The 20,021-nt window shown below is 71.0% G+C and carries 19 protein-coding genes and 1 pseudogene; 7 read left to right on the top strand and 13 right to left on the bottom strand.

Annotated features, from left to right (window positions below):
* Positions 1-4 precede the first annotated feature (4 nt).
* Complete coding sequence (locus DQ392_RS10620; protein WP_114015282.1) at positions 5-1,240, bottom strand: FUSC family protein; 1,236 nt, start codon at positions 1,238-1,240, stop codon at positions 5-7.
* A 210-nt stretch (positions 1,241-1,450) separates the two neighbouring features.
* On the opposite strand from DQ392_RS10620, the gene DQ392_RS10615 reads away from it, so the two are divergent.
* On the top strand, positions 1,451-1,924 hold the full coding sequence (locus DQ392_RS10615; protein WP_114015281.1) for a carboxymuconolactone decarboxylase family protein: 474 nt from the start codon (positions 1,451-1,453) through the stop codon (positions 1,922-1,924).
* A gap of 96 nt (positions 1,925-2,020) precedes the next feature.
* Entirely contained in the window at positions 2,021-2,944 is a 924-nt protein-coding gene (locus DQ392_RS10610; RefSeq protein WP_114015280.1) for an RNA polymerase sigma-70 factor, read from the top strand.
* A 68-nt stretch (positions 2,945-3,012) separates the two neighbouring features.
* Here the strand turns inward: DQ392_RS10610 and DQ392_RS10605 are convergent, their stop codons facing one another.
* Positions 3,013-3,552, bottom strand: coding sequence for an ATP-binding protein (locus DQ392_RS10605; RefSeq protein WP_181856366.1), 540 nt, complete (start codon positions 3,550-3,552; stop codon positions 3,013-3,015).
* 958 nt (positions 3,553-4,510) lie between these two features.
* On the opposite strand from DQ392_RS10605, the gene DQ392_RS10600 reads away from it, so the two are divergent.
* From DQ392_RS10600 to DQ392_RS10585, 4 genes are all read left to right on the top strand, one after another.
* Positions 4,511-5,836 carry an MFS transporter gene (locus DQ392_RS10600; RefSeq protein WP_220182612.1) on the top strand — a complete coding sequence of 442 codons (1,326 nt, stop codon included), beginning with the start codon at positions 4,511-4,513 and terminating at the stop codon, positions 5,834-5,836.
* A gap of 277 nt (positions 5,837-6,113) precedes the next feature.
* Positions 6,114-7,007, top strand: a complete 894-nt coding sequence (locus DQ392_RS10595) for a LysR family transcriptional regulator (protein ID WP_245981331.1) — start codon at positions 6,114-6,116, stop codon at positions 7,005-7,007.
* A 123-nt stretch (positions 7,008-7,130) separates the two neighbouring features.
* The gene (locus DQ392_RS10590; RefSeq protein WP_114015277.1) at positions 7,131-7,412 is read left to right on the top strand and encodes a hypothetical protein; all 282 of its coding nucleotides are present in this window, start codon (positions 7,131-7,133) and stop codon (positions 7,410-7,412) included.
* 46 nt (positions 7,413-7,458) lie between these two features.
* A complete protein-coding gene (locus DQ392_RS10585) occupies positions 7,459-7,986 on the top strand; it encodes a carboxymuconolactone decarboxylase family protein (RefSeq protein WP_114015276.1) in 528 nt (175 codons plus the stop codon).
* A 253-nt stretch (positions 7,987-8,239) separates the two neighbouring features.
* Here DQ392_RS10585 and DQ392_RS10580 read toward each other — a convergent pair whose 3' ends face one another.
* From DQ392_RS10580 to DQ392_RS10530, 11 genes and pseudogenes are all read right to left on the bottom strand, one after another.
* Positions 8,240-8,830 (bottom strand): TetR/AcrR family transcriptional regulator, encoded by a 591-nt coding sequence (locus DQ392_RS10580; RefSeq protein WP_114015275.1) that lies wholly within the window; start codon positions 8,828-8,830, stop codon positions 8,240-8,242.
* Positions 8,831-8,921: 91 nt separating this feature from the next.
* On the bottom strand, positions 8,922-9,887 hold the full coding sequence (locus tag DQ392_RS10575; protein WP_114015274.1) for a 3-hydroxyacyl-CoA dehydrogenase NAD-binding domain-containing protein: 966 nt from the start codon (positions 9,885-9,887) through the stop codon (positions 8,922-8,924).
* Positions 9,874-10,803 carry a 3,5-dioxohexanoate:acetyl-CoA acetone transferase gene (gene kce / locus DQ392_RS10570; protein WP_114015273.1) on the bottom strand — a complete coding sequence of 310 codons (930 nt, stop codon included), beginning with the start codon at positions 10,801-10,803 and terminating at the stop codon, positions 9,874-9,876. The genes DQ392_RS10575 and kce overlap by 14 nt, the downstream gene beginning before the upstream one ends.
* A gap of 44 nt (positions 10,804-10,847) precedes the next feature.
* Positions 10,848-11,999 (bottom strand): aromatic ring-hydroxylating oxygenase subunit alpha, encoded by a 1,152-nt coding sequence (locus tag DQ392_RS10565; RefSeq protein WP_245981329.1) that lies wholly within the window; start codon positions 11,997-11,999, stop codon positions 10,848-10,850.
* A 158-nt stretch (positions 12,000-12,157) separates the two neighbouring features.
* Positions 12,158-12,406, bottom strand: coding sequence for a hypothetical protein (locus DQ392_RS10560; protein ID WP_114015271.1), 249 nt, complete (start codon positions 12,404-12,406; stop codon positions 12,158-12,160).
* Positions 12,407-12,551: 145 nt separating this feature from the next.
* Positions 12,552-13,601 (bottom strand): zinc-binding dehydrogenase, encoded by a 1,050-nt coding sequence (locus DQ392_RS10555; protein ID WP_114015270.1) that lies wholly within the window; start codon positions 13,599-13,601, stop codon positions 12,552-12,554.
* A 127-nt stretch (positions 13,602-13,728) separates the two neighbouring features.
* On the bottom strand, positions 13,729-14,742 hold the full coding sequence (locus tag DQ392_RS10550) for a CU044_5270 family protein (protein ID WP_245981327.1): 1,014 nt from the start codon (positions 14,740-14,742) through the stop codon (positions 13,729-13,731).
* Between the two features lie 112 nt (positions 14,743-14,854).
* On the bottom strand, positions 14,855-16,483 hold the full coding sequence (locus DQ392_RS10545; RefSeq protein WP_114015269.1) for a Mur ligase family protein: 1,629 nt from the start codon (positions 16,481-16,483) through the stop codon (positions 14,855-14,857).
* A gap of 358 nt (positions 16,484-16,841) precedes the next feature.
* Positions 16,842-17,845 (bottom strand): annotated as a pseudogene (locus tag DQ392_RS10540) (MerR family transcriptional regulator).
* A 3-nt stretch (positions 17,846-17,848) separates the two neighbouring features.
* Entirely contained in the window at positions 17,849-18,520 is a 672-nt protein-coding gene (locus DQ392_RS10535) for a HEAT repeat domain-containing protein (protein ID WP_114015268.1), read from the bottom strand.
* Between the two features lie 97 nt (positions 18,521-18,617).
* Entirely contained in the window at positions 18,618-19,415 is a 798-nt protein-coding gene (locus DQ392_RS10530) for a thymidylate synthase (protein WP_114015267.1), read from the bottom strand.
* A 225-nt stretch (positions 19,416-19,640) separates the two neighbouring features.
* Between DQ392_RS10530 and DQ392_RS10525 the strand changes: the two genes are divergently transcribed.
* A complete protein-coding gene (locus DQ392_RS10525) occupies positions 19,641-19,970 on the top strand; it encodes a hypothetical protein (protein ID WP_425470509.1) in 330 nt (109 codons plus the stop codon).
* Positions 19,971-20,021: the final 51 nt, after the last annotated feature.

Genomic DNA, 20,021 nt, shown 5'->3' with positions numbered 1-20,021 from the left:
CGGGTCAGGAAGAGGACGAGTCGGCGTCACCGGTGTCCGCCTGGTCGACGCCGTGCTGGAGCACGTCACACGTGTGCTGGAACTCGTCCATCAGCCGGGTGGCTTCGGCCATGAGGATCCCGTAGGGCCGGCCCGGATCGCTCAGGGGAAGGGAGCTCTCGCGCGCGTCGTCCTCCAGCTGGTCGCGGCATTGCTGTGCCTCCGCGGCGGCCCGGCACAGCTCCTGCGACTGATCGCGCAGATGGTCCTCTTCGATGTCGGCGAGCAGTTCGGAGATGTGCGCGAGAGAGGCGAGGAAGTCGCCATAGGCGCGGGTGAATGCTGCTGCATGAGACGCGTCGTCGGTGCCGCCCCACTGGTCGAGGCTGCGCGTCATCGAGGTCACCTGGTAGGCGACCCGTTCGAGTGCGTCGACGACAGCCTGATAGCCGGAGAAGGTACGGGGGCGGTGACGCCGCCGGAGCCGGCGCGGATTGTAGAAGGTGCTCTCCCACGCCGTGTGGAGCGAGGACTGTGCCTGCTGTGCGATCGGGCCCAGCTGCACGGCGCGCTGCCGCCACTGCCGGGTGCGTTCCTCGTCCAGCTTTCCCTCACGCAGCGCCGGATACATGTCGCCGACCAGGTCGCACAGGGAGTGCGCGAGAGTGTGGATGCCGTACTCGGCGCTGCGGTACCGCATCGGTGGCAGCACCACCATGTTCACGATCACTCCGATGCCGCAGCCGATGAAGACCAGCTCGATGATCTGTCCGAGCTGTGACCACCGCTGCGCGCTACCGGCGGCGGCGACATAGGTGGAGAACGCGAAGAAGGCCGCGGTCGCCACCTGGGAGCCCTGCGAGCCCAGGGGCCGCCACCGTCCCAGAGCCAGCGCGACCAGGGCCACGAGCACGAAGGTCAGCAGATGCGGGCCTGCCAGGAAACCCAGCGCGCCCTGCACCACGACCCCCACCGACACGGCACCCACATAGCGCAGTGCTTGCCACAGCGACCGGTAGACGGTGACCTGCATGATCAGTACGGCGGAGAACGGCGCGAAGGCCGGAGAGGTCGCGCCGATCAGGTCGTGCGCGATCCACCACGACACGGCGGCAGCCAGCGTGCTCTTGAAGATGAGGTTCATGGTGTGCCGCTCGTGGCCGCCCGAGCCGGCGGCACGCCTGAACCACTGGCGGGCGCGGCTGACCCGGCCCTGGGAGGCAGCCTCTGTGCGCTGCCCCGCGGCAGTGACCCCGTTCATGTCTCTCCTCGGTGCTCTCGTCGCCGGTGGTGCCTGGGAGAGGTACCCGCTGCTGCCCGAACCAGCCGACCGAATTGCAGAGCGGAGCGCGCCGGCATGCCTGGACAGGCACGGTCCTCGAGGAGACGTGCCTCACACCCGCCGGTGTCACAGGGTGCAGGGCTGTCTCGTCCCAGAGGTGCAGCCCCCAGGAGCACGGAGGAGAACACGATGGAAGCGCGACTGAACTACCTCGCCGACCCGACCGCCGCCAGGGCCCTCAAGCACTTCATGTCCGCGGGCAAGGTGCTCGAGGACTCGTCGCTGCCGGCCGTGACGCGGGAACTCGTGGCCCTGCGGGTGAGCCAGATCAACGGCTGCGCCGTCTGTGTCGACATGCACACCAAGGAAGCCGCCGCGGCCGGTGAGACCTCGACGCGGCTGAACCTGGTGACGGCGTGGCGGGAGGCCACCGTCTTCACCGGGGCCGAGCGTGCCGCGCTGGAGCTGGCGGAGGAGGGGACCCGGGTCGCGGACGCCGCCGGCGGGGTCGGTGACGAGGTGTGGGCGCGCGCCGTCAAGCACTACGGCGAGGAGCAGCTCACCGCCCTGGTGGTCATGATCTCCTTCATGAACACGGCAAACCGGCTGAACGTCATCGCCCAGCAGCCGGCCGGCGACTACCGGGTCGGACAGTTCCAGTGAGTGGTTCTCGACAACGCACCCGCAAACGCACCACAAAATCACTGACGCGTGCCCGCGCCGAGAGCGGCCGGGCGGGAACCTCAAGGGAAATGTGGCGTGCACAAGGTCGAGGCATTCGAGGAGCTACGGCCACTGCTTTTCTCGATCGCCTACCGGATTCTCGGCAGCGTCAGTGAGGCCGAGGACGCGGTGCAGGAGACGTGGCTGCGCTTCGACGGCTCGACGACGCCTCCCACTTCGGTCAAGGGGTTCCTCTCCGTCACGGTGACGCGGATCTCGATCGACGTGCTGCGCTCGGCACGGGTGCGACGGGAGCGGTACGTCGGGCCGTGGTTCCCCGAGCCGCTGCTGGACGACCCGTACCAGGACCCGGCGCGCTCGGCGGAACTGGCCGACTCGCTGTCGATGGCGGCACTGCTGCTCCTGGAGCGCCTCAGCCCGCTGGAACGGTCGGTCTTCGTCCTGCGCGAGGTGTTCGGCTCCGGCTTCGATGACGTCGCCTCCGCGGTGGGACGTTCGCAGGCAGCGTGTCGGCAACTGCTGGTACGGGCGCGGCGGCACATGCGGGCCGGGCGGCCACGGTTCGAAGCGGACAGCAAAAAGCGGCAGGAGCTGGCGACGCGGTTCTTCGAGGCCCTCCGCGAAGGCGACGTGGCAGGCCTGCGGGATCTGCTGGCCGCCGACGTGCGGATGGTCGGGGACAGCGGCGGGAAGGCTCCGCAGTTCGCCAGGGCCGTCGTCGGCACGGACAACGTGGCCCGGCTGCTGGCCTCGCTCGTCCCACTGCTGGCCCGGATCGACGTGACGTTCGAGCCGCACGAGGTCAACGGCCAGCCCGGTGCCGTTTTCCGCGACCGGGACGGCAGGGTGCTCACCGCCCTCGTCCTCGACGTGCTCGGCAACCAGATCCAGACCATCCGCTCGGTGGTCAACCCCGACAAGCTCGGGCACCTCGGACCGGTCGCCGACGCCTGGGCCATCGACGGGGCGGCAAAGCGGATGCGCCGACGCACGGGATGATGTCGGCGGCGTCCGTCCGAGCGGGACTGCCCCATGCTGAGCGGGCCGGTCTTTCCAGACCGGCCCGCTCATGCCCTCACAGCCCAGCCCGTCGCGGCCACCGCCTCCCGCGCGATGTCCACCACGAGTCGGCCGTCCGTCGCCACCCGCACCGTCTCAGCGTGAGCACGGTCGTCCAGAAGACGCGCCTTGCGGGCACTGCCGCGCAGTTCCTTCTCCAGCTCCGAGCCGAGCTCCCGGCCCCTCAGCCGCTCCTCAGCGGTGGCGTCGGAGGCGGTGAGCAGCACCCGTACGATCCGCACTTCGGCCCCCATGGAACGCTCGAACATGCCTGTCGTCCCAGGCAGCACACTCAGGGTGTTCGTGTAGATCAGGCGGCGGTAGCCGCGCTGAGCGAAGTTCGCCCACACGGCCCGAAGGTTGCTCTCGGTGACTTTGGAGCGGTCAGGGTCCCCCTCGGGGGCCGGGTGCACCTGCCCCATGAAGTCGCCGTCGATGACCGCGTGGGGAACGGCTTCGACGCGCAGCAGTGCCGAGACCTCCCACCCCACGGTTGTCTTGCCGACCCCGGCCCGCCCTCCGATGAGCAGCACTTCCGCGTGATCCATGAAGGCAGCGTGCCAGACTGCGACACCCACACGCGACCGATATCGATCCTCCCTGACCCCGCGCACACGGGTCCCGGCCCCGGGGCCGCGGGCTCCAAGACCGCTGCCGGGGCGGCTTCCGGACCGGCGTGCGCCTGTTCGTGCTGCGTCGGTGCCGCCTGGCTCGGACGCCGTTGCCGCGGTTGCGAGTACCGGCCCACGGTCCGCCCCCGGGACGGGGTGTGGGCCGGGGACTGGGCAGCGTTCCTTTACGTGGCGAGCCCGGAAAGCCGACGTCCATGCCCGTACCCCGTGCGGCTGCCGGCCTTGCCGGTCTCGGCGGTTCCCCGAAGCGGGGCGTGGGCAGCGGGTCGTCCCGCCGTCCCGGCTGGATCACCCTGGTCGCGGCGCCGGGCCGCCGGTGCGGGCCATACAGGGCGGTGATGACGGTATTCGGCTTCGCCCCCTACCGGTTCGTGCACCGGGTCTCTACCTTGGCGGCGGTGCGCGACCTCCAGCCGCGCCACCTGGGACACCCGCGAGCGCGCTGTCCGCGAAAACGCCGAGGCCGAACCCGGCCCCGGGCTGCCCGTCGTGACGCGTACCCGGACCGGTGCCTGAACCTGAACGAGTGCCTGGGCGTGCGGGACACGCACTGGGCAGGATGTGCCTCTGTCCGTTCCACCCCGACTGGGCTCACTTCGCGCTCGGACACGAGGGCCGACCGCGAAGACGCACTCTCCGTCCGGCGACCCATGTCCGGATACGCGCATGCCTTTCGTCGGCGACGCTCGCCCCGCTCGGCGTGACGTTCCTGTTGTTCGACGGCGCCGCGCCCGCACTCCCCGCTCAGCGCCGAGACGGGAGCGGGGCCCCGGGGAACGTCCGGCGCGCTTCCCGAACACGGCGGGGCGGCCTCGCGGGGCACGCTCACCCCGTCGCCATCCTCATTCTTCGATACGCCAAGGAGTGCCGGCACGTGAGCGCACCACAGGAGATATGCGCGAAGCCATGGCAGACACAAGCCCGGGTGCGTACCGTGCAGAAGCGCACGGTCCGGGTCCTGGCCGCGGCTCAGATCGTCGGCGGGATCGGCGTCGGCGTGGCAGTGTCGATCGGCTCGTTGCTGGCGGAGTCGGTGGCTCGGAGTGAGACCTGTGCCGGACTCGCCCGTACGGCCATGACGGCGGGCGCCGCCGCGGTCGGCGTGCCTCTCGCCCTGGTCGCACAGCGCCGCGGCCGCCGGGCCTCACTGAGCGCCGGGTGGCTGGTGGCGGCGGTCGGCGGGGCACTGCTCGTGGCAGCGGCGGTGAGCCGGTCGATGCCCCTGCTCGTCGTGGGCATGCTGCTGTTCGGCGTCGGCAGCGCGACGAGCCAGCAGAGCCGCTACGCGGCAGCCGACCTGGCCGCGCCCCCTCGCCGGGCCCAGGCGCTGTCGATCGTGGTGTGGTCCACCACCGTCGGTTCGGTGATCGGGCCGAACCTGGCCGGTCCCGGCGCTACCGTCGCGTCGGCCCTGCGCCTTCCCGAACTCGCCGGGGCGTTCGTCCTGGCGACCATCGGCTTGGCGCTGGCGTCAGCCCTGCTCTGGGGTTTCCTGCGCCCCGACCCGCTGATGCTGTCTCTCCGGCATCACGACGCCCAGGAACGGCAGGAGAGCGCCGCCGGCACCGAGGCGGCGCCGGCGGAGGCCACCGCCCGGGACGAGGGCCCCGGAAACAGCGGGGCACTGCGCGCGGGCCTGCGGCACCTTCGCCGGAACCCGCACGCGGCGTTCGCGTTCGTGACCATCGTCGTAGCCCACACGGTCATGGGTGCGGTCATGACGATGACTCCCGTCAGCATGTCGCAGCACGGCACCGGTCTCACCCTCGTCGGCGTCACCATAAGCGGCCACCTGCTGGGCATGTACGCGCTCTCCCCGGTCGTCGGCCGGCTGGCCGACCGGATCGGTCACCTCTCGACCGTGGTCGCCGGACAGGCCGTGTTCCTCGTGTCCGCGGCGCTGTCGGGCATGGGCCGCGACTCGGTCGTCTTGATGATGACGGGCCTGTTCCTCCTGGGCCTGGGCTGGTCGTTCAGCCTGGTAGCCGGTTCGGCCATGCTCAGCGAGGCAACTCCCGCTCCGTTGCGGCCGGGGGTGCAGGGCAGTACGGACACCGCGATGAACCTCGTCGCCGCCGTGGGGGCCGGCCTGGCCGGGCCCCTGATGAGCTGGATCGGCTTCGGCGGGCTGAACGCCGTCGCCGCCGTCCTGGTCCTGCCCGTGCTCGCTTTCTGGGCCGTCCTCGTCCGCGCACGCTGAGTAGCGCTCGCAGCCACTCCGTCTCGCTTCGGAGCACCGCCGCGCGACTCGTCGGCCACCGGGCGCCGGACACTCGGCACTCGGCACTCGGCACTCGGCACCCATGACGTGTGCACCGTGACGAGCATGGTGACAGCGGAGTCCGGTACGGTGCGCTTCACGGGTGAGCGACGACACGTGTTATAAGTGTGAGTGATGAGGAGGTCACCCAGGGGATCAACGGTGAACGCTGGTGCACAGGGGTAGCAGGTGACATCAGCGAATGGAGCGATAAGACATGACTATGGCTGAACGGCTGAACATCGAAGGGCTCCGCTACGCACAGGCGGTCGCCGAGACGCGCTCCTTCAGCGCTGCGGCGCGGGCGTACGGCGTCACTCAGCCGGCCCTGTCCAACGGGATCGCCAAACTTGAGGAAAGGCTCGGGGAGCGGCTCTTCGACCGGTCGCCGCGCGGGGTGACCCCGACCGCGTTCGGCACCCGGATCCTCCCCCTCATCGAGCGGGCCATAGCGTCCCTCGACACGGTGGCCGCGGAGGCCAGGCGGCTGACCGAACCGGGCGACCAGAAGATCCGCATGGGGGTCTCGCCGCTCATCGGCCCGCAGTTGGTGGCCCGCTCCTTCAGCGCCGTCCGTGAACTGCCCACGCCGCGTGACCTGGTGCTGCGCGAGGCGAACATGCAGGATCTGCGCGACGGCCTGCGGGCCGGGCAGCTCGACATCATCCTCATCCCGGCCGTCACCTCGATGCCGCGCTTCGAGCACCGGATCATCGACGTCGAGCCCGTCGTGGTCGTCGGCCCCACCGCCGAGGACGGCTCCTCGCTCGAACTCACCCAAGCCGGCGAGGAGCAGTTCATCCTCGTGCCGGACGCGTGCGGGCTGACGACGTTCACCACTCAGCTCTTCCAGGCGAACGACGTACCGTTGCGCACCTACCCGGGAGAAGCGGCCAGCTACCGCGTGCTGGAGGAATGGGCCGGCCTCGGGCTCGGTTCGGCGATGCTCCCACAGTCCAGGCTCACCTCCCCGACCGTCCCCCGTCGGTCCCTGCTGAATGAGGGCCGCGAAGTGCAGATCTCCTTCGAGGCCGTGTGGACCCCCGAATCCGCGCTGCGCGAGGACCTCACTCTTCTGGCCCAGGCGCTCGGCGCATCCTCAAAACCATAAACAGCGCATATAGGGGCATTCAGTTGGTTCCCCTACTGAATCTGCCGAGGCGCGCCTAAGTTGGACCATGTGGTGCGGGAATGCCGCACCACATCCCGACAAGCCAGAAAGGCAGGCATAGCCGTGGCCTATCTTGAGATCACTCTGCACGTAGACCCTGCCAACCGTCCTGCGGCAACCTCCGTCTACACGAAGTACAAGCGGCAGTTCCTGGAGACCGTCACCGGCGCCACCAGCAAGGAGCTCCTGGCCCGCGACGAAGACGTCCAGGTACTCCACGGCTTCCGGTCCGTGGCGGACGCCAACGCGTACCTGAGCAGCGCGCTCTTCACGAAGGACGTCGTGGGCGACCTCGCGCCACTGCTGAGGACGGACCCTGACGTCCGCGTCTACGACACCGTCTGAACGCCCCCGACACCGGCGAACCGGTTCTCAGGAGAAGGAGCGCACCATGAGCGAGGTACGAGTCACCCCGTGGCAGGACGGCGATCTTCCTGCACCCCCACCCGAACTGCTCGCGGGTATGCGAGGCCGTCGCCCCCACGGCGAGCTGATCGGCATCGACCGTGTGCTGCTGAAGAGCTTCCCGCTCGCGACAGGCTGGAACGGGCTACTTGGCCGGGTCCGCGCGGACTTCGGCCTCAAGCTGGAGTACCGCGAACTGATCATGCTGCGGGTGGCTGCACTGAACAGGGCGGACTTCGAATGGGGCGTGCACCACCCGGCATACCTGCAAGCAGGTGGCACGGACGAGAAGTGCGAGGCACTGAAGCAGCCGACAGTGGACAGCGGGCTCCTCAACGAGGAGGAGCGCGCCCTCATCGCGCTCACCGACCAGTCCACGAGGCGGGTCGAAGTAGATGCCGCGGTCGTCGAAGAGCTCAAGCGCCTGTTCGGCGAGACCCAGACCGTGGAAGCGGTTGCCACGGTCGCGGCCTACAACATGGTCTCCCGCTTCCTGGTGGCACTGGCCGTCTGAAACACCAGGCCAATCGGGCCGACCGCCCTCATCGAGGCGCTGCTCGCCCAGCCCGTGGTCCGGCAGGTGATGCGCCGCTGTCACCAGCGCGTCGACGCCCGCGCCGCGCTCGCAACGGCCTGACGGCCACACCCGGCACCCTGGACGTCCTCATCCCGCGCATCGCAGGACCAGCCTTGTCACGAAGGTCGAGCGCGCGGTCGGGCCGGTGAGGGGCGGGGCCGGAAAGGATCAGGCAGCGTGGCGTCCTGCTCTACCCGAAGGCGATGTCCTCGCAGCGCTTGACGCTCCTTCGGATCGCCGCGCGGTCTATCCCCAGGAGGGCGGTGAGCCACAGCCCGTTCTGCACGATGTCGATGTCGGCGGCCCGCCGGCCCGCCTCCGCGCTGGGCAGGTCGGGCCGGGCGGCGCGGATGAGTGCGGCCAGGCCTTTGCGGTAGCGACGCTGGGCGGCCGTGTTGATGTGCGCGAAGTCCGGGTGCGCCTGCGCGAGGGCCCACAGCTGGAGCCGCAGGGAGAGGTACTCCGTCGTGAGGAAACGGTCGTCGGCGACGCGGCGGAGCGCGGCGCGCAGACTGTCCTCGGGACTGCGGGCCGGATCGGGTTCGACCAGGGCGACGTCCTGTTCCTCGATGCGGCGCAGCGCCGCGCCGATCAGGGTGACCTTGTCGTCGTAGTAGTAGTTGACCAGGCCGAGCGCCACTCCGGCTTCCCGGGCCACGGCACGCATGCTGACACCGGAGATCCCGTGCCGGGACAGGAGCGCCAGGACGGCATCGAGGATCCGCTCCTGTCGCCCGGCCTTCTTCTCGGTTTCCGCAGCTTCCGCAGCCGTCTCGCTCACCTGGCCGATGCTAGCCGCGCCTGCGCCCGTTCCGCCGAGCGGGTGCGGCGCGGCGATGCGCCGTCCCTGCGAGGGGCCCTTGCCGGCAGGGCTATGGGCGGGCCCTGCGGGTGAGGGCGATCAGTTCGGTCAGCAGCGCGTCGCGCCGGCGGGACAGCTCCTCGACGGTGTGCATCTCGCTGAGCGGGCGGAGGCCCTCGACCAGCCGGCCTGCTGTGGCCTCGTCCAGATGTGGTCGGCCCAGGTCGTCGAACCAGCGGTTGAAGCTGTCGGCGTAACGGTCGCAGAAGGCCGCCAGCCCGTCTTCGCCCGCGCCGAGGTGGAACAGCGCCGTGGGGCCCATCGTCGCCCACCGCAGTCCGGGGCCTGCGGCGACGGCGGTGTCGACGTCCTCGACGCTCGCGACGCCCTCGTTGACGAGGTGGATGGCCTCGCGCCACACCGCCGCCTGTAGCCGGTTGGCGACGTGGCCGGGTACCTCGCGCCGTACCTCGATGGTCTCCTTGCCGACCGACTCGTAGAAGGAGCGGGCCCGTCCCACCACGTCCTGGTCGGTCAGGGCGTTGCCCATCACCTCGACCAGCGGAATGAGGTGCGGCGGGTTGAACGGGTGCCCGAGCACGAGACGCCCCGGATCCCGCCAGCCCGCCTGCAACTGGCTCAGCGTCAGCCCGGACGCCGACGACGCCACGATCGTGTCCGCCTCCAGTGCCGGCTCGATGGCGGCGTAGAGGTCGTGCTTGATGCCGGTCCGTTCGGGGACGCTCTCCTGGACGAAGCCCGCGCCCTCGACCGCGGCGCGGGCGTCCCGGCAGAAGTGCAGGGCGTCGGGCGTGCCGTGGGCGGCGAGCCCCAGTCGCGTCAGGACCGGCCACGCGGTCTCGACGGCCTTGCGCACACGTGCTTCGGCCCGCGGGTCGGGGTCGTGGACGGCGACGGACAGGCCGGCGGCCAAGAACAGCGCGGTCCAGCTCTGGCCGATCACGCCGGCGCCGAGGCCGGCGACGCGGGTGATGCCGCCCGCCGGTGTGTGGCCGGTGCGCTCAGAAGGCGACACGGTCGGCTCCTTTCAGTCCCAGACGGCTCCGGGCCTCGTCGGGCGTCGCGACCGTGTGTCCGAGGGATTCGACGATCGAGCGGACCTTCGTGACCTGGGCCGCGTTGGACGGGGCGAGCTCGCCCGGGCCGATGTAGAGGCTGTCCTCCATGCCTACCCTGAGGTTGCCGCCGAGCATGGCGGCCTGTGTGGCGAAGGGCATCTGGTGCCGGCCTGCGGCGAGCACGGACCACTCGTAGTCGTCACCGAAAAGCTTGTCGGCGACGGTGTGCATGTGCACGAGGTTGTCGAGGTCGGCGCCGACGCCGCCGAGTACGCCGAAGACCATCTGCACGAAGAAGGGCGGCCCAACCCACCCCTGGTCGACGAGCCAGGCGAGGTTGTAGAGGTGCCCGAGGTCGTAGCACTCGAACTCGAAGCGGGTGCCGTGGTGCCCGCCCAGCTCCCGCACGATGTACTCGAGGTCGGCGAAGGTGTTCTTGAAGACCAGGTCGCGGGTCGACTCCAGGAACTCCGGCTCCCAGTCGTGCTTCCACCGGTCGTACTTCTGCCGCATGGGGAAGATGCCGAAGTTGAGTGAACCGACGTTGAGCGAGGCCATCTCGGGTGAGGCGGAGACGGCGGCGCGGAGCCGCTCCTCACGGGTCATGCCGAGGCCACCGCCGGTGGAGATGTTGACGACGGCGTCCGACTCGGCGGATATCCGCGGCAGGAACCGCTGGAAGAGTTCGGGCCGCGGGTCGGGCCTTCCGGTCTCCGGGTCGCGGGCGTGCAGGTGGACGATCGCGGCGCCCGCCGCAGCGGCCTCGACGGACGCCTGGGCGATCTCGTCGGGTGTGACGGGCAGGTGCGGGGACATCGTCGGGGTGTGGATGCCTCCGGTCGGCGCACAGGTGATGATGACGGGCTTGGCCATGTCGGCCCTCCTCACTGCGGGTGGACTCACGTCGGCTCCCCCGGTCACGACGCGTTTCGCCGCGCCAGCGCCCGGTAGGCGTCCAGGACGAGGCCGTGGAAGTGGTGCACACCGTGCTCGGAGAGCCCCGGCGCCCGCTCGGGGTCGTAGATGATGCGGCCCTGCTCGAAGGCGGGCGTGGCCATACCCCGCTGGACGCTCTCGACCAGGTTGATGTCCTGGACCTGCAACACCTCGTCCATGTATGTCACGGACTGCTTCTCCGACTCGTTGAGCTCGGTGCTCTCCAGGAAGAAGTCGAGGGTCTCGAGCGTCCGGTCGGGCCCGGCGGGCAGGATACGCAGGACCATGAAGTTGCCGCGCCCCGGGTAGCGCATCAGGCAGGTGTTGGGCCACAGCCACCACACCGAGTGTTCGGTGACGGTCGCGCCGGACACGTCGTAGGCGGTGTTCTCGGACTTGCCCGCGTCCGCGAAGTGGCTCGACCAGATCCCGTGGGTCCGCACGTCGTAGGTGTTCATGTCCACGAGCGACACGAACTCCTTGTGCGCGACGTGGCAGTGGTAGCACTCCAGGAAGTTGTCGACGACGTTCTTCCAGTTGCTCCTGATGTCGTAGTGCAGCCGCTTGGCGTGGGTGAGCCGGGAGATGTCCGGCGCCCGTTCGGTGATCTGTTCAGCGAGGTCGGGGGCCTGGTCCGCCAACGGCGGGGCGGCCGGGTCGAGGTTGACGTAGACGAAGCCGCAGAATTCCTCGGCCTGGATACGGTCGAGGCAGATCGCGGACTTGTCGAACGACTCCATGCGGTCGCTCTGCCGGGCTCCGATCAGGGAGCCGCTCAGGTCGTACGTCCACGCATGGTACGGGCACACGATCGTGCGCGTGGTGCCCGAGCCCGACAGGAGTTCGTGCGCCCGGTGCTTGCAGACGTTGTAGAAGGCGCGCAGCCGTCCGTCCCGGTCGCGGACGACGAGCACCGGCATCTCGGCGACCGTCGTGGCGACGTAGCTTCCGGGCCTCTCCAGCTTCTCGACGTGGCAGACCCACTGCCAGGTCCTGGCGAAGATGGCCTGCTGGTCGGCAGTGTGCCACTTGGGCTCGGTGTAGGCCTCGGCCCGCAGGGACATCGAGCGCGCGGGGTCTTCGTCGTAGCCGGCAGCGATGGCCGTGACGTCGTCCGTGGTGACAGCAGTCATGGCCACGACCATAGGACCGCCTGGACGTCCGTTCAATACTCGTGTGAACGATCGTCCAAACGGCGACGCGTCAGCGCGGCTGTCTTCGGACGGGAGGCGGTACCGCCCGCGGGTACCTGGCCGGGGGCTTACCGCCCCGTCCGTGTCCCGGCGCTCCGCTACTCACGCCGAAGAGCGGCTTCGTGCCGGCTCAGGGAGCCGAACACTTCCCGCAGGAGCAGCGAGAACAAGATGACGCCCATACTGGTGACGGAAAGCCGCACAGTAGAGGGATGGCTCTCGAAGAAGCCGGCCAAGAGCACCGTGCCGTCGAGGACGACCGCAGCGAAGAAGAGCCATCCACCGACCCGCAATTTCCGTGCCTGCTCCGGTGGGAGGGGGTAGGTCTGCTGATCCGCGAAGCGCATGGGGAACGTCTACCCCGTGTGGGGCGCGCCATGACTGACGCGCACGCACGCCGGCACCGCCCACCGCCGGCCCGTCGGCGAACCGCCGCCCTTTGCTCCGCGCCCCGGAAGTGCGGCGACACGGCAGGACAGGACGCCACCTCGCCTACGGCCGCATGACGATCTTGCCCACGTGCCTCCTGCGGGCCAGCTCTTCCTGCGCCTCAGCGGCCTGATCCAGGGGGAACGCCGCGGCGACGACGGGCCGGACAGCGCCCTGGCGGGCCAGGTCCATCAGGAGGGCGAAGTGCGTGGGCGTGTGCATCGCGGATCCGATCACCTGCGCGTTGTGCAGGTAGAGGCGGCGGACGTCGAATTGGACGCCGTATCCGCCGAGTGCGCCGGCGACGACCCACCTGCCGCCTTCGCGCAGCAGCGGCAGCCCCTCACCCACCAGGTCCCCTGCGACGACGTCGAGCCCGACGTCGACACCTTCAGGGGCGGCGGTGCGGATCTGCTCGGCGAGACCGCGTGCACGGTCGAGGACGTGGTGTGCGCCCGCCTCCCGCACCGCGTCGATCTTGGTTCCGCTGCTGATGGCGAGCACTGTCGCGCCGCGCGCGCGGGCGATCTGCACCAGCGCGAGACCGACACCGCCGGACGCCCCCGAGACCAGGACCGTCTCCCCCGTTCGCAGCCGCCCCCGCTCGATCATTCCCAGCGCCGTGCCGTAGGCGGTCGGCAGCGTGGCGAGCTGGTCGTCGGTGAGGGGGGATTCCGTCACGTCGTGCACGCGCTCCGCCCGCGCGGTCACGTACTCGGCGTACCCACCGTCGCGTTCGCTGCCCATCAGGCCCACCGGGTTCGCGTCCGGCCCTGCGGTGTCGTAGAGCGCCGGGTCGACGACCACCCGGCGTCCGACGAGGCTCTCGTCCACATCGGCACCGGTCGCCACGACCCGGCCGGCCACGTCGGCGCCCTGGATGCGCGGAAAGGCGATCGGTCCCCGCCAGCCCGACAGCGCTTCGGGGTCTCCGGGGCGGCCGTAGGCGCCCTCGCGGGTCCACAGGTCGGTGTTGTTCAGCGCCACCGCGCTGACCCGTACCAGCACCTCTCCTGCCTGCGGGGTGGGCACGGCGACCTCCGTCAGCGCGAGCACCTCCGGTCCCCCGTGCTCCGCGATCCGCACCGCGCGCATGGTCTCGGTCACGCCCATGACCTGAACCTCCTCACATGTATACCGACCTGTCTACCTTGACTGCGGTAAACCGGTCAGTCAAGTACCGTCGGACGCGGACGGCACCGTGCGTAGGAGCGGTTGGGCGCTCGCGGCGACTGTCCCTCTACGACAACCGCGAGGGCGCGTACCCGGAGATCCCCCCGGAGGGCCTCGCACCCACCCGGTCCACGACACCGAGCTGCATGACCGCGTCGATTCCGGCCAGCACCTCGTCGTGCCCCGGCTTGCCGTCCTCGGCCATGTAGAAGCGGGAACCGAGGTAGGTGAGCGTGTCGCGGTCGAAGATCCACGCGTCGCGGGTCGCGTACGCACTGCGCTTCAGCGTGATGCCGACCCCGTGCCGCCCGGCGGCGTCCACGGCGTCCGGAACCTTCCGCACCCCTGGCACGCGAGCGAGGGCACGGTAGAAGGCGGCAGCGTTCTCCGGCGGCATCAGGTTGTTCACCACCAGGTCACCGACCGCCTCGAAGACGGCCTGGTCACGCGTCTGCCGTCCGTCGTCCTCCACCTCGGCGTACAGCCGCTTCAACAGCGCGTCCGGATCGGTCGGAAGCGAGGCGAGCCACGCGTACGTGGGCCGGTGGAAGCCGGGTCCGCGGGCGCCGTCGCCCTTCTCGCCGTCCGGGACCGAGGTTTCGATGGGCAACAACTGGCCCGGCATCACGGCGTCCTTGCCGGTCTCCCGTGCGGCGCCGTAAGTCGCCACGGGGTCGGGGTCCTGCGACATCCACCGCTCCTCGGTGTGCGCGGCGCCCAGCTTCACGGGCCCGCCCAGTTCGCCCTTGTTCTCCCGCTCCAGCACACGGGTGTAGACGTACTGGTCCCCAGTCGGCGCCTTCGTCCCGGTCGAGTTCGCCTGCGCTGCCGTCGCGATGTGATCGAGCAGGACGGCAGCCGTCTCGGAAGGCGCGGCGGTCGGGGCGGAGCCGCCCCCGCCGTCCCACACGGTGGCGGTGAGGCCGGTGGCGAGCGCGAGTGTGGCGGCGACGGGCAGCACGGCCCTGGGCCGCAGCAGACGGCCGCGGGTACGAGTTCCGGACGCGTCGGCCCCGGGTTCCGCCTGCCGCTGGGCGGCGGCGGGCTCGGCGAGGTCCTGGCCGATCTGGCGCATCAGCATGCCCTTGATGTGACGGTGACGCCCCGGCGGGAGCTCCGCCTCAGGGGGCCGGAGGAAGCAGCCGGGCGAGGACGGCCAGGTCGTCGTCGGCGCCCACGCGGTCTGTGCGGGGTCACGCCGGGTCCTCCACCGTGGGGCGGGGGTCATCGTCGTCTCGGGTGGGTGGGGCTGAGGTGTCGAGGACGGCCTGGCGTGGGGGTCGTTCGGCCGACGGACGGGGCGCGGCATGCTGGAGGAGGGCGGCGCGCAGGGCGATCCGGTCGTCGAAGGGGCGCGAGCCGCGGGTGGAGGTCTGCCGCTGGTCGGCACCGCGTCCGGCGACCACCAGCACGTCGCCGGGCCGGGCGGCGGACACGGCCAGCGAGAAGGCGTCTCGCCGGTCGGGTTCCACGTGGACCTCGGCCTGGCCGCTGCGTCGGGCGCCGTCCGCGACAGCGGTACGCAACTCGGCGGGGTCCTCGCTGTGGGCGCTCTCGTCGGTGACGATCAGCAGGTCGGCGTCCCGGGCGGCGGTGTCGCCGAGCGCGGCTCGCTTCTCCGGGTCGCGCTCGCCCGTCGCGCCCAGCACCACGATCACTCGGCCGCGGGTGAGCGAGCGGAGGAAAGGCAGGAGCCGGTGTTGCCCACCGGTGTTGTGGGCGAAGTCGACGAATGCCAGGAAGGGCTGACCGACGTCGACACGCTCCAGCCGGCCGGGGACCGACGCGAGTTGCTCCATGCCCCGCAGCGCCGCCGCCACGTCGGCACCGCCGGCCGCCAGCGCCGCGGCGGCGGCCACCACGTTGTCGGCTTGGTGGGGGCCGAGCAGCAGGAGCCTCACCTCCCGGTCGACGCCCGCCCCGCGCAGGCGGAACCGGGTGCCGTCGACGTCGGCGTGGATGTCGGCGGCGCTCCAGTCGGCCGGTTCCGGGCCCGACGTGAACGTGGTGAGGGGGCAGCGCGTCTCGGCGGCCAAGCGGCGCCCATGGGGGTCGCCGACGTTGACCACTGCGTGCGCACAGCGGTCCGGCGTGAAGAGGGAGGCTTTGGCGGCGTAGTACTGCTCGAGATCTCCGTGCAGGTCGAGGTGGTCGGGGCTGAGGTTGGTGAAGACGGCGACGCGGAAACGGGTGCCGTCCACGCGGCTGAGCGCCAGGGCGTGGCTGGAGACCTCCAATACCGCGTCGGTGCCGCCGGCCTGGCGGGTTCGGGCGAGCAGCCGCTGGACGGCCGGCGCCTCGGCCGTGGTGCGCACGGCGGGTCGGCAGGATCGGTCCGGCACGCGCGTCTCCAGGCTGCCGGCCAGCCCGATGCGGTGACCGGCGGCCTCCAGTCCCGCGGCGAGCAGGTGCGCGGTGCTCGTCTTGCCGTTGGTCCCGGTGACGCCGTACACGGACAGGGCCCGGGAGGGATCGCCGTACAGCCGGGCTGCGAGGAAGCCGAGCACCCGGCGGGGGTGGTCGACGACCAGGGTGGGCAGGCAGCTCACGGAGCGGTCGCTGAGCAGGGCGACGGCGCCGGCGGCGGCGGCTTCCCCGGCGTGGTCGGCGCCGTGCCGGAGTTTCCCGGGCAGCCCGGCGAACAGGTCGCCGGGCTCCACATCGCCGCTGTCCAGCGTGACCCCGTGCACCCCTGTCCGGCCGCTTCCGGGCGGACCGACCAGACGGGCCTCGGGGGCGAGAGCGCGCGACGCGTGCAAGAGCGCGTCCAGCGACATGGACACCGCGCCGGGGCCGTCCGCGCGCCTGGAGGTGCTGCTCATCGCCCACCTCCACACTCCGGGACGAGCTGAGGGAGACGAGGTCCGGGTACCGGGGCCGGGACGCCACCACTCCGAGGTGTCCCACCCGGCGTCGACCGGATCGCGGAAGGACGGAAGAGCGGAACGGCGGGCTGACGCGACCACCCGTGCTCGTGCCTCGTCTGCCCTCATCTGAACACCACCGCACGCGGGCTGCCACGCGGCCGGGGCCGAACGAGTGCGCCCGCCGGTCTCCCGGTCCCCCCGTCCGCGCCCGTCCGCCCGACCCGACACCCCCGTCGGCCACACCCGTGCGGTGAGGACGTCGACCACGCCCGTGAGGGGAAAACGCAGTCGACGGCCATGGAGAGGGTTTCCGTCACGGGGCGTCGCGCAGCCGGAGAAGGTACGCGGCGGTCAGCGCGACGGCGCGGTCCTCGTCCTGCGACAGCTCCGCGAGGGCGTTCGACGCCGTCGCCCCCGGGATGGCGGCCAGCGCCTGGGTCAGCCGTCCCCGCGCGGGCGCCTCGGTGGCATGGTTGGCGAGACGGTCGACGAGGCGGTGGCGATCTGCTCCGCTGTCGCGGTGCCGCTCGCCAGCACGTGGAGCGCGTCAGCCGCGTCGGTGTCGTTCCTGCCTGCCACGATCATGTCGAGGAGCGTCGGGATCGCCTCCGCCTCTCCTCGCGTCCCGAGGGCGACAGCCGCACGTCCGCTGACCCCGACGTCGGGGTCAGCGAGAGCGCGCCGCAGCGGTGCGGCGGCCTCGGCGCCGGGCAGCTCGACGAGGGACAGAACGGCACGCTCGCGCACGTCGGCCTCCGGTGAGCCGAGGCCCTCCGCCAGCAGCGCCGAGGCGCCTCCGCCCGCTCGCGCCAGCGCCCAGCGGAGGGCTCCGGCGACGTTCGGATCCGTCTCGCTCAGCGCCGCCTCGGCCAGGGCCTCCACCGGCACAGGTGCCTCGTCGGCCGAGGAGAGGGCCGCACGCTGCCGCGCGTCCGGGCTCTTCGACCCCAGCGCCTGGAGGAGTGAGACGGCTTGGAGCACGTCCTCCCACCCTGTGGGGTCCGCGGCGTCGATCCGGCGCAGCCGCGTGAGCAACTCCTTCTCGGCCGCGATGCGTTCGCGCGTCCGGCGGACGAGGTCGCCGACGAGCGCGGAGGGCGTGAAGTCGGGATCGTCGAGTGCGCGCCCGATCTCGCGCAGCGACAGTCCCAGCGACCGCAGGCTCTCGACGTGGAAGATCCGCCGGATGTCCGCGCCCGAGTACTCCCGGTATCCGGAGCCCGTCCGGGCGGAAGGCCGCACCAGGCCGAGCGATTCGTAGTGGCGCAGCATGCGGGCGCTGACCCCGGATCTTCGCGCCACCTCACCGATCAACACGCCCTATCGTCCCTCCTGGCCGGGCCCGCCGAGGGCCACGACGCGCTTCGCCTCCTCGATCGCGAGTCCGAATCCCGCGTCCGGGTCGCGCAGCAGCCGTCGGGTGGCGATCGCGTGCGCGCGCACGCGGAGATCGGCGACCGTCGCGGCAGCCTCCAGGGCAGGCACCACCGTGTCACCCAGCGCGACCAGTGCCCGGCTGAGGCTCAGCTGTGTCTCCCGCTCCCCGCGTCCGAGCTGTGTCACCAGCGCCGCGGCCAGATCGGACTCCTCACCGTCCGGCACGAGCACGACCGCGGCCCGCCAGGCGCTCCGCGCCACGTCGTCGTCGGGGTCGGACAGCAGCGCGCGCGTGAGCGCAGGCCACGCCCGCCGGTCTCCGATCTTGGACAGCGTGTGCAGCGCCTGGCTCCGTGCCTGCGTGCACTCCGAGTGGACTTCGCGGAGGAGCACGGGCAGCGTCATGGCTGCCGGGTGGCGGGTGAGCGCCCAGGTCAGCATGTCGCGGACGAAGAAGTCGGGCTCGGTCGCGCATCGTTGGACGAGCTTGTCGACGAAGCGCGGATCGGGCGTCGTGCCGACCGCCAGCGCGGCCCGCAGCCGCACGGCCGAGCGGCTGTCCTCCAGTCCCCGGAGCGCTTGCGCCGCTTCCGTGGCGTGCTTCGTGGTCGTCATCAAAACCACCTCCCATGGCGACCAGTGAAGACCTTGTCACGGTGTCAGGGTCAACCGCGGTGGCGAGCCCGCTGGGCGAGGGCGGTAGCAGCGACTCTCACACCGCGACCGGGGCCTTGATGGCAGGGTGGTGCCGGTAGTCGAGCACCGCCACGTCGGCGTAGGCGTAGGTGAAGAGCGAGTCGGCTTCGCGCAGGCGCAGGCGGGGAAAGGCGAAGGGGGTGCGCGAGAGCTGTTCGGTGACCTGCTCGACGTGGTTGTCGTAGATGTGGCAGTCACCGCCTGTCCAGATGAAGTCGCCCGGCTCCAGGCCGGTCTGCTGCGCCACCATGTGCGTGAGCAGGGCATAGCCGGCGATGTTGAACGGGACGCCGAGAAACAGGTCGGCGCTGCGCTGGTACAGCTGGCAGGAGAGCTTTCCGTCCGCGACGTGGAACTGGAAGAGGGCGTGGCACGGCGCGAGTGCCATCTGGGGCAGGTCGGCGACGTTCCAGGCGGAGACGATCATCCGGCGCGAGTCCGGGTCGCGGCGCAGCGTGTCGAGAACCTCGCTGATCTGGTCGATGTGCCGGCCATCAGGGGTGGGCCAGGAGCGCCACTGTGCACCGTAGACCGGTCCGAGGTCGCCGTTCACGTCGGCCCATTCGTCCCAGATGGTGACGCCTGCCTCGCGCAGCCAGCCGACGTTCGAGTCGCCGCGCAGGAACCACAGCAGTTCGTACACGAGGGACTTGAGGTGCACCTTCTTGGTGGTGACCAGCGGGAACCCCTGCGTGAGGTCGTAGCGCAGTTGGTGTCCGAAGACGCTGCGGGTTCCGGTGCCCGTCCGGTCGGCCTTGGCCGTTCCGGTCGTGAGTGTCAGCCGCAACAGGTCTTCGTACTGGGTGTCCGCCACAGCCGTCGAGTCTACTGACCGGCCCGGGAACGAGACGTCGCCGTCCCCGCCGGGCGACGACACGCCACGAGCCGGCACGTTCCGGGTCGGGGGTGTCTCGGCGGGGGTCGGGAGTGCGTCGCCGGCTCAGGACGCTCGGCACCAGGCGGCGAGTCCGGTGTCCCGTACGAGGGCGAGGCGTGAGGAGAAAGAGGCGACGAAGGTGTCGAGCAGGGCGCCGGCACCGTGAGAGTTTCCCCCGAGTACGTGGCCTTCGACGCGGTGGGGCTCGCGGAGTTGGTGGCTCGCGGCGCAGTGACCCCCGCCGCGCTGGAAGCAGCCGCACGCGAGACCGCGCGGAGGGTCGATCCGCGGCTCAACGCCGTCGTGGAGACATGGCCGTCCGACGACACGCCTGAGCCCGGCAGCACGCCGCCGGCCGCAGACCCCTTCCTGATCAAGGACATCGGCGTCTCCATGGCCGGGAGGCACACGGAGCTGGGCAGCCGCCTCGCGGCAGGAGCCGGGCAGCCGCCTCGCGGCAGGCAACGTCGACGGGGGCCGACTCCTGTCTGATGGTGCGCTTCCGGCACGCCGGGCTCGTCCCGTTCGGGCGCACCGCGACGC

Source organism: Streptomyces reniochalinae (assembly GCF_003323735.1).
GTDB classification, from domain to species: Bacteria; Actinomycetota; Actinomycetes; order Streptomycetales; family Streptomycetaceae; genus Streptomyces; species Streptomyces reniochalinae.
The sequence above is the reverse complement of the archived record's forward strand: the minus strand, read 5'-3'. Positions and strand labels throughout refer to the sequence as shown.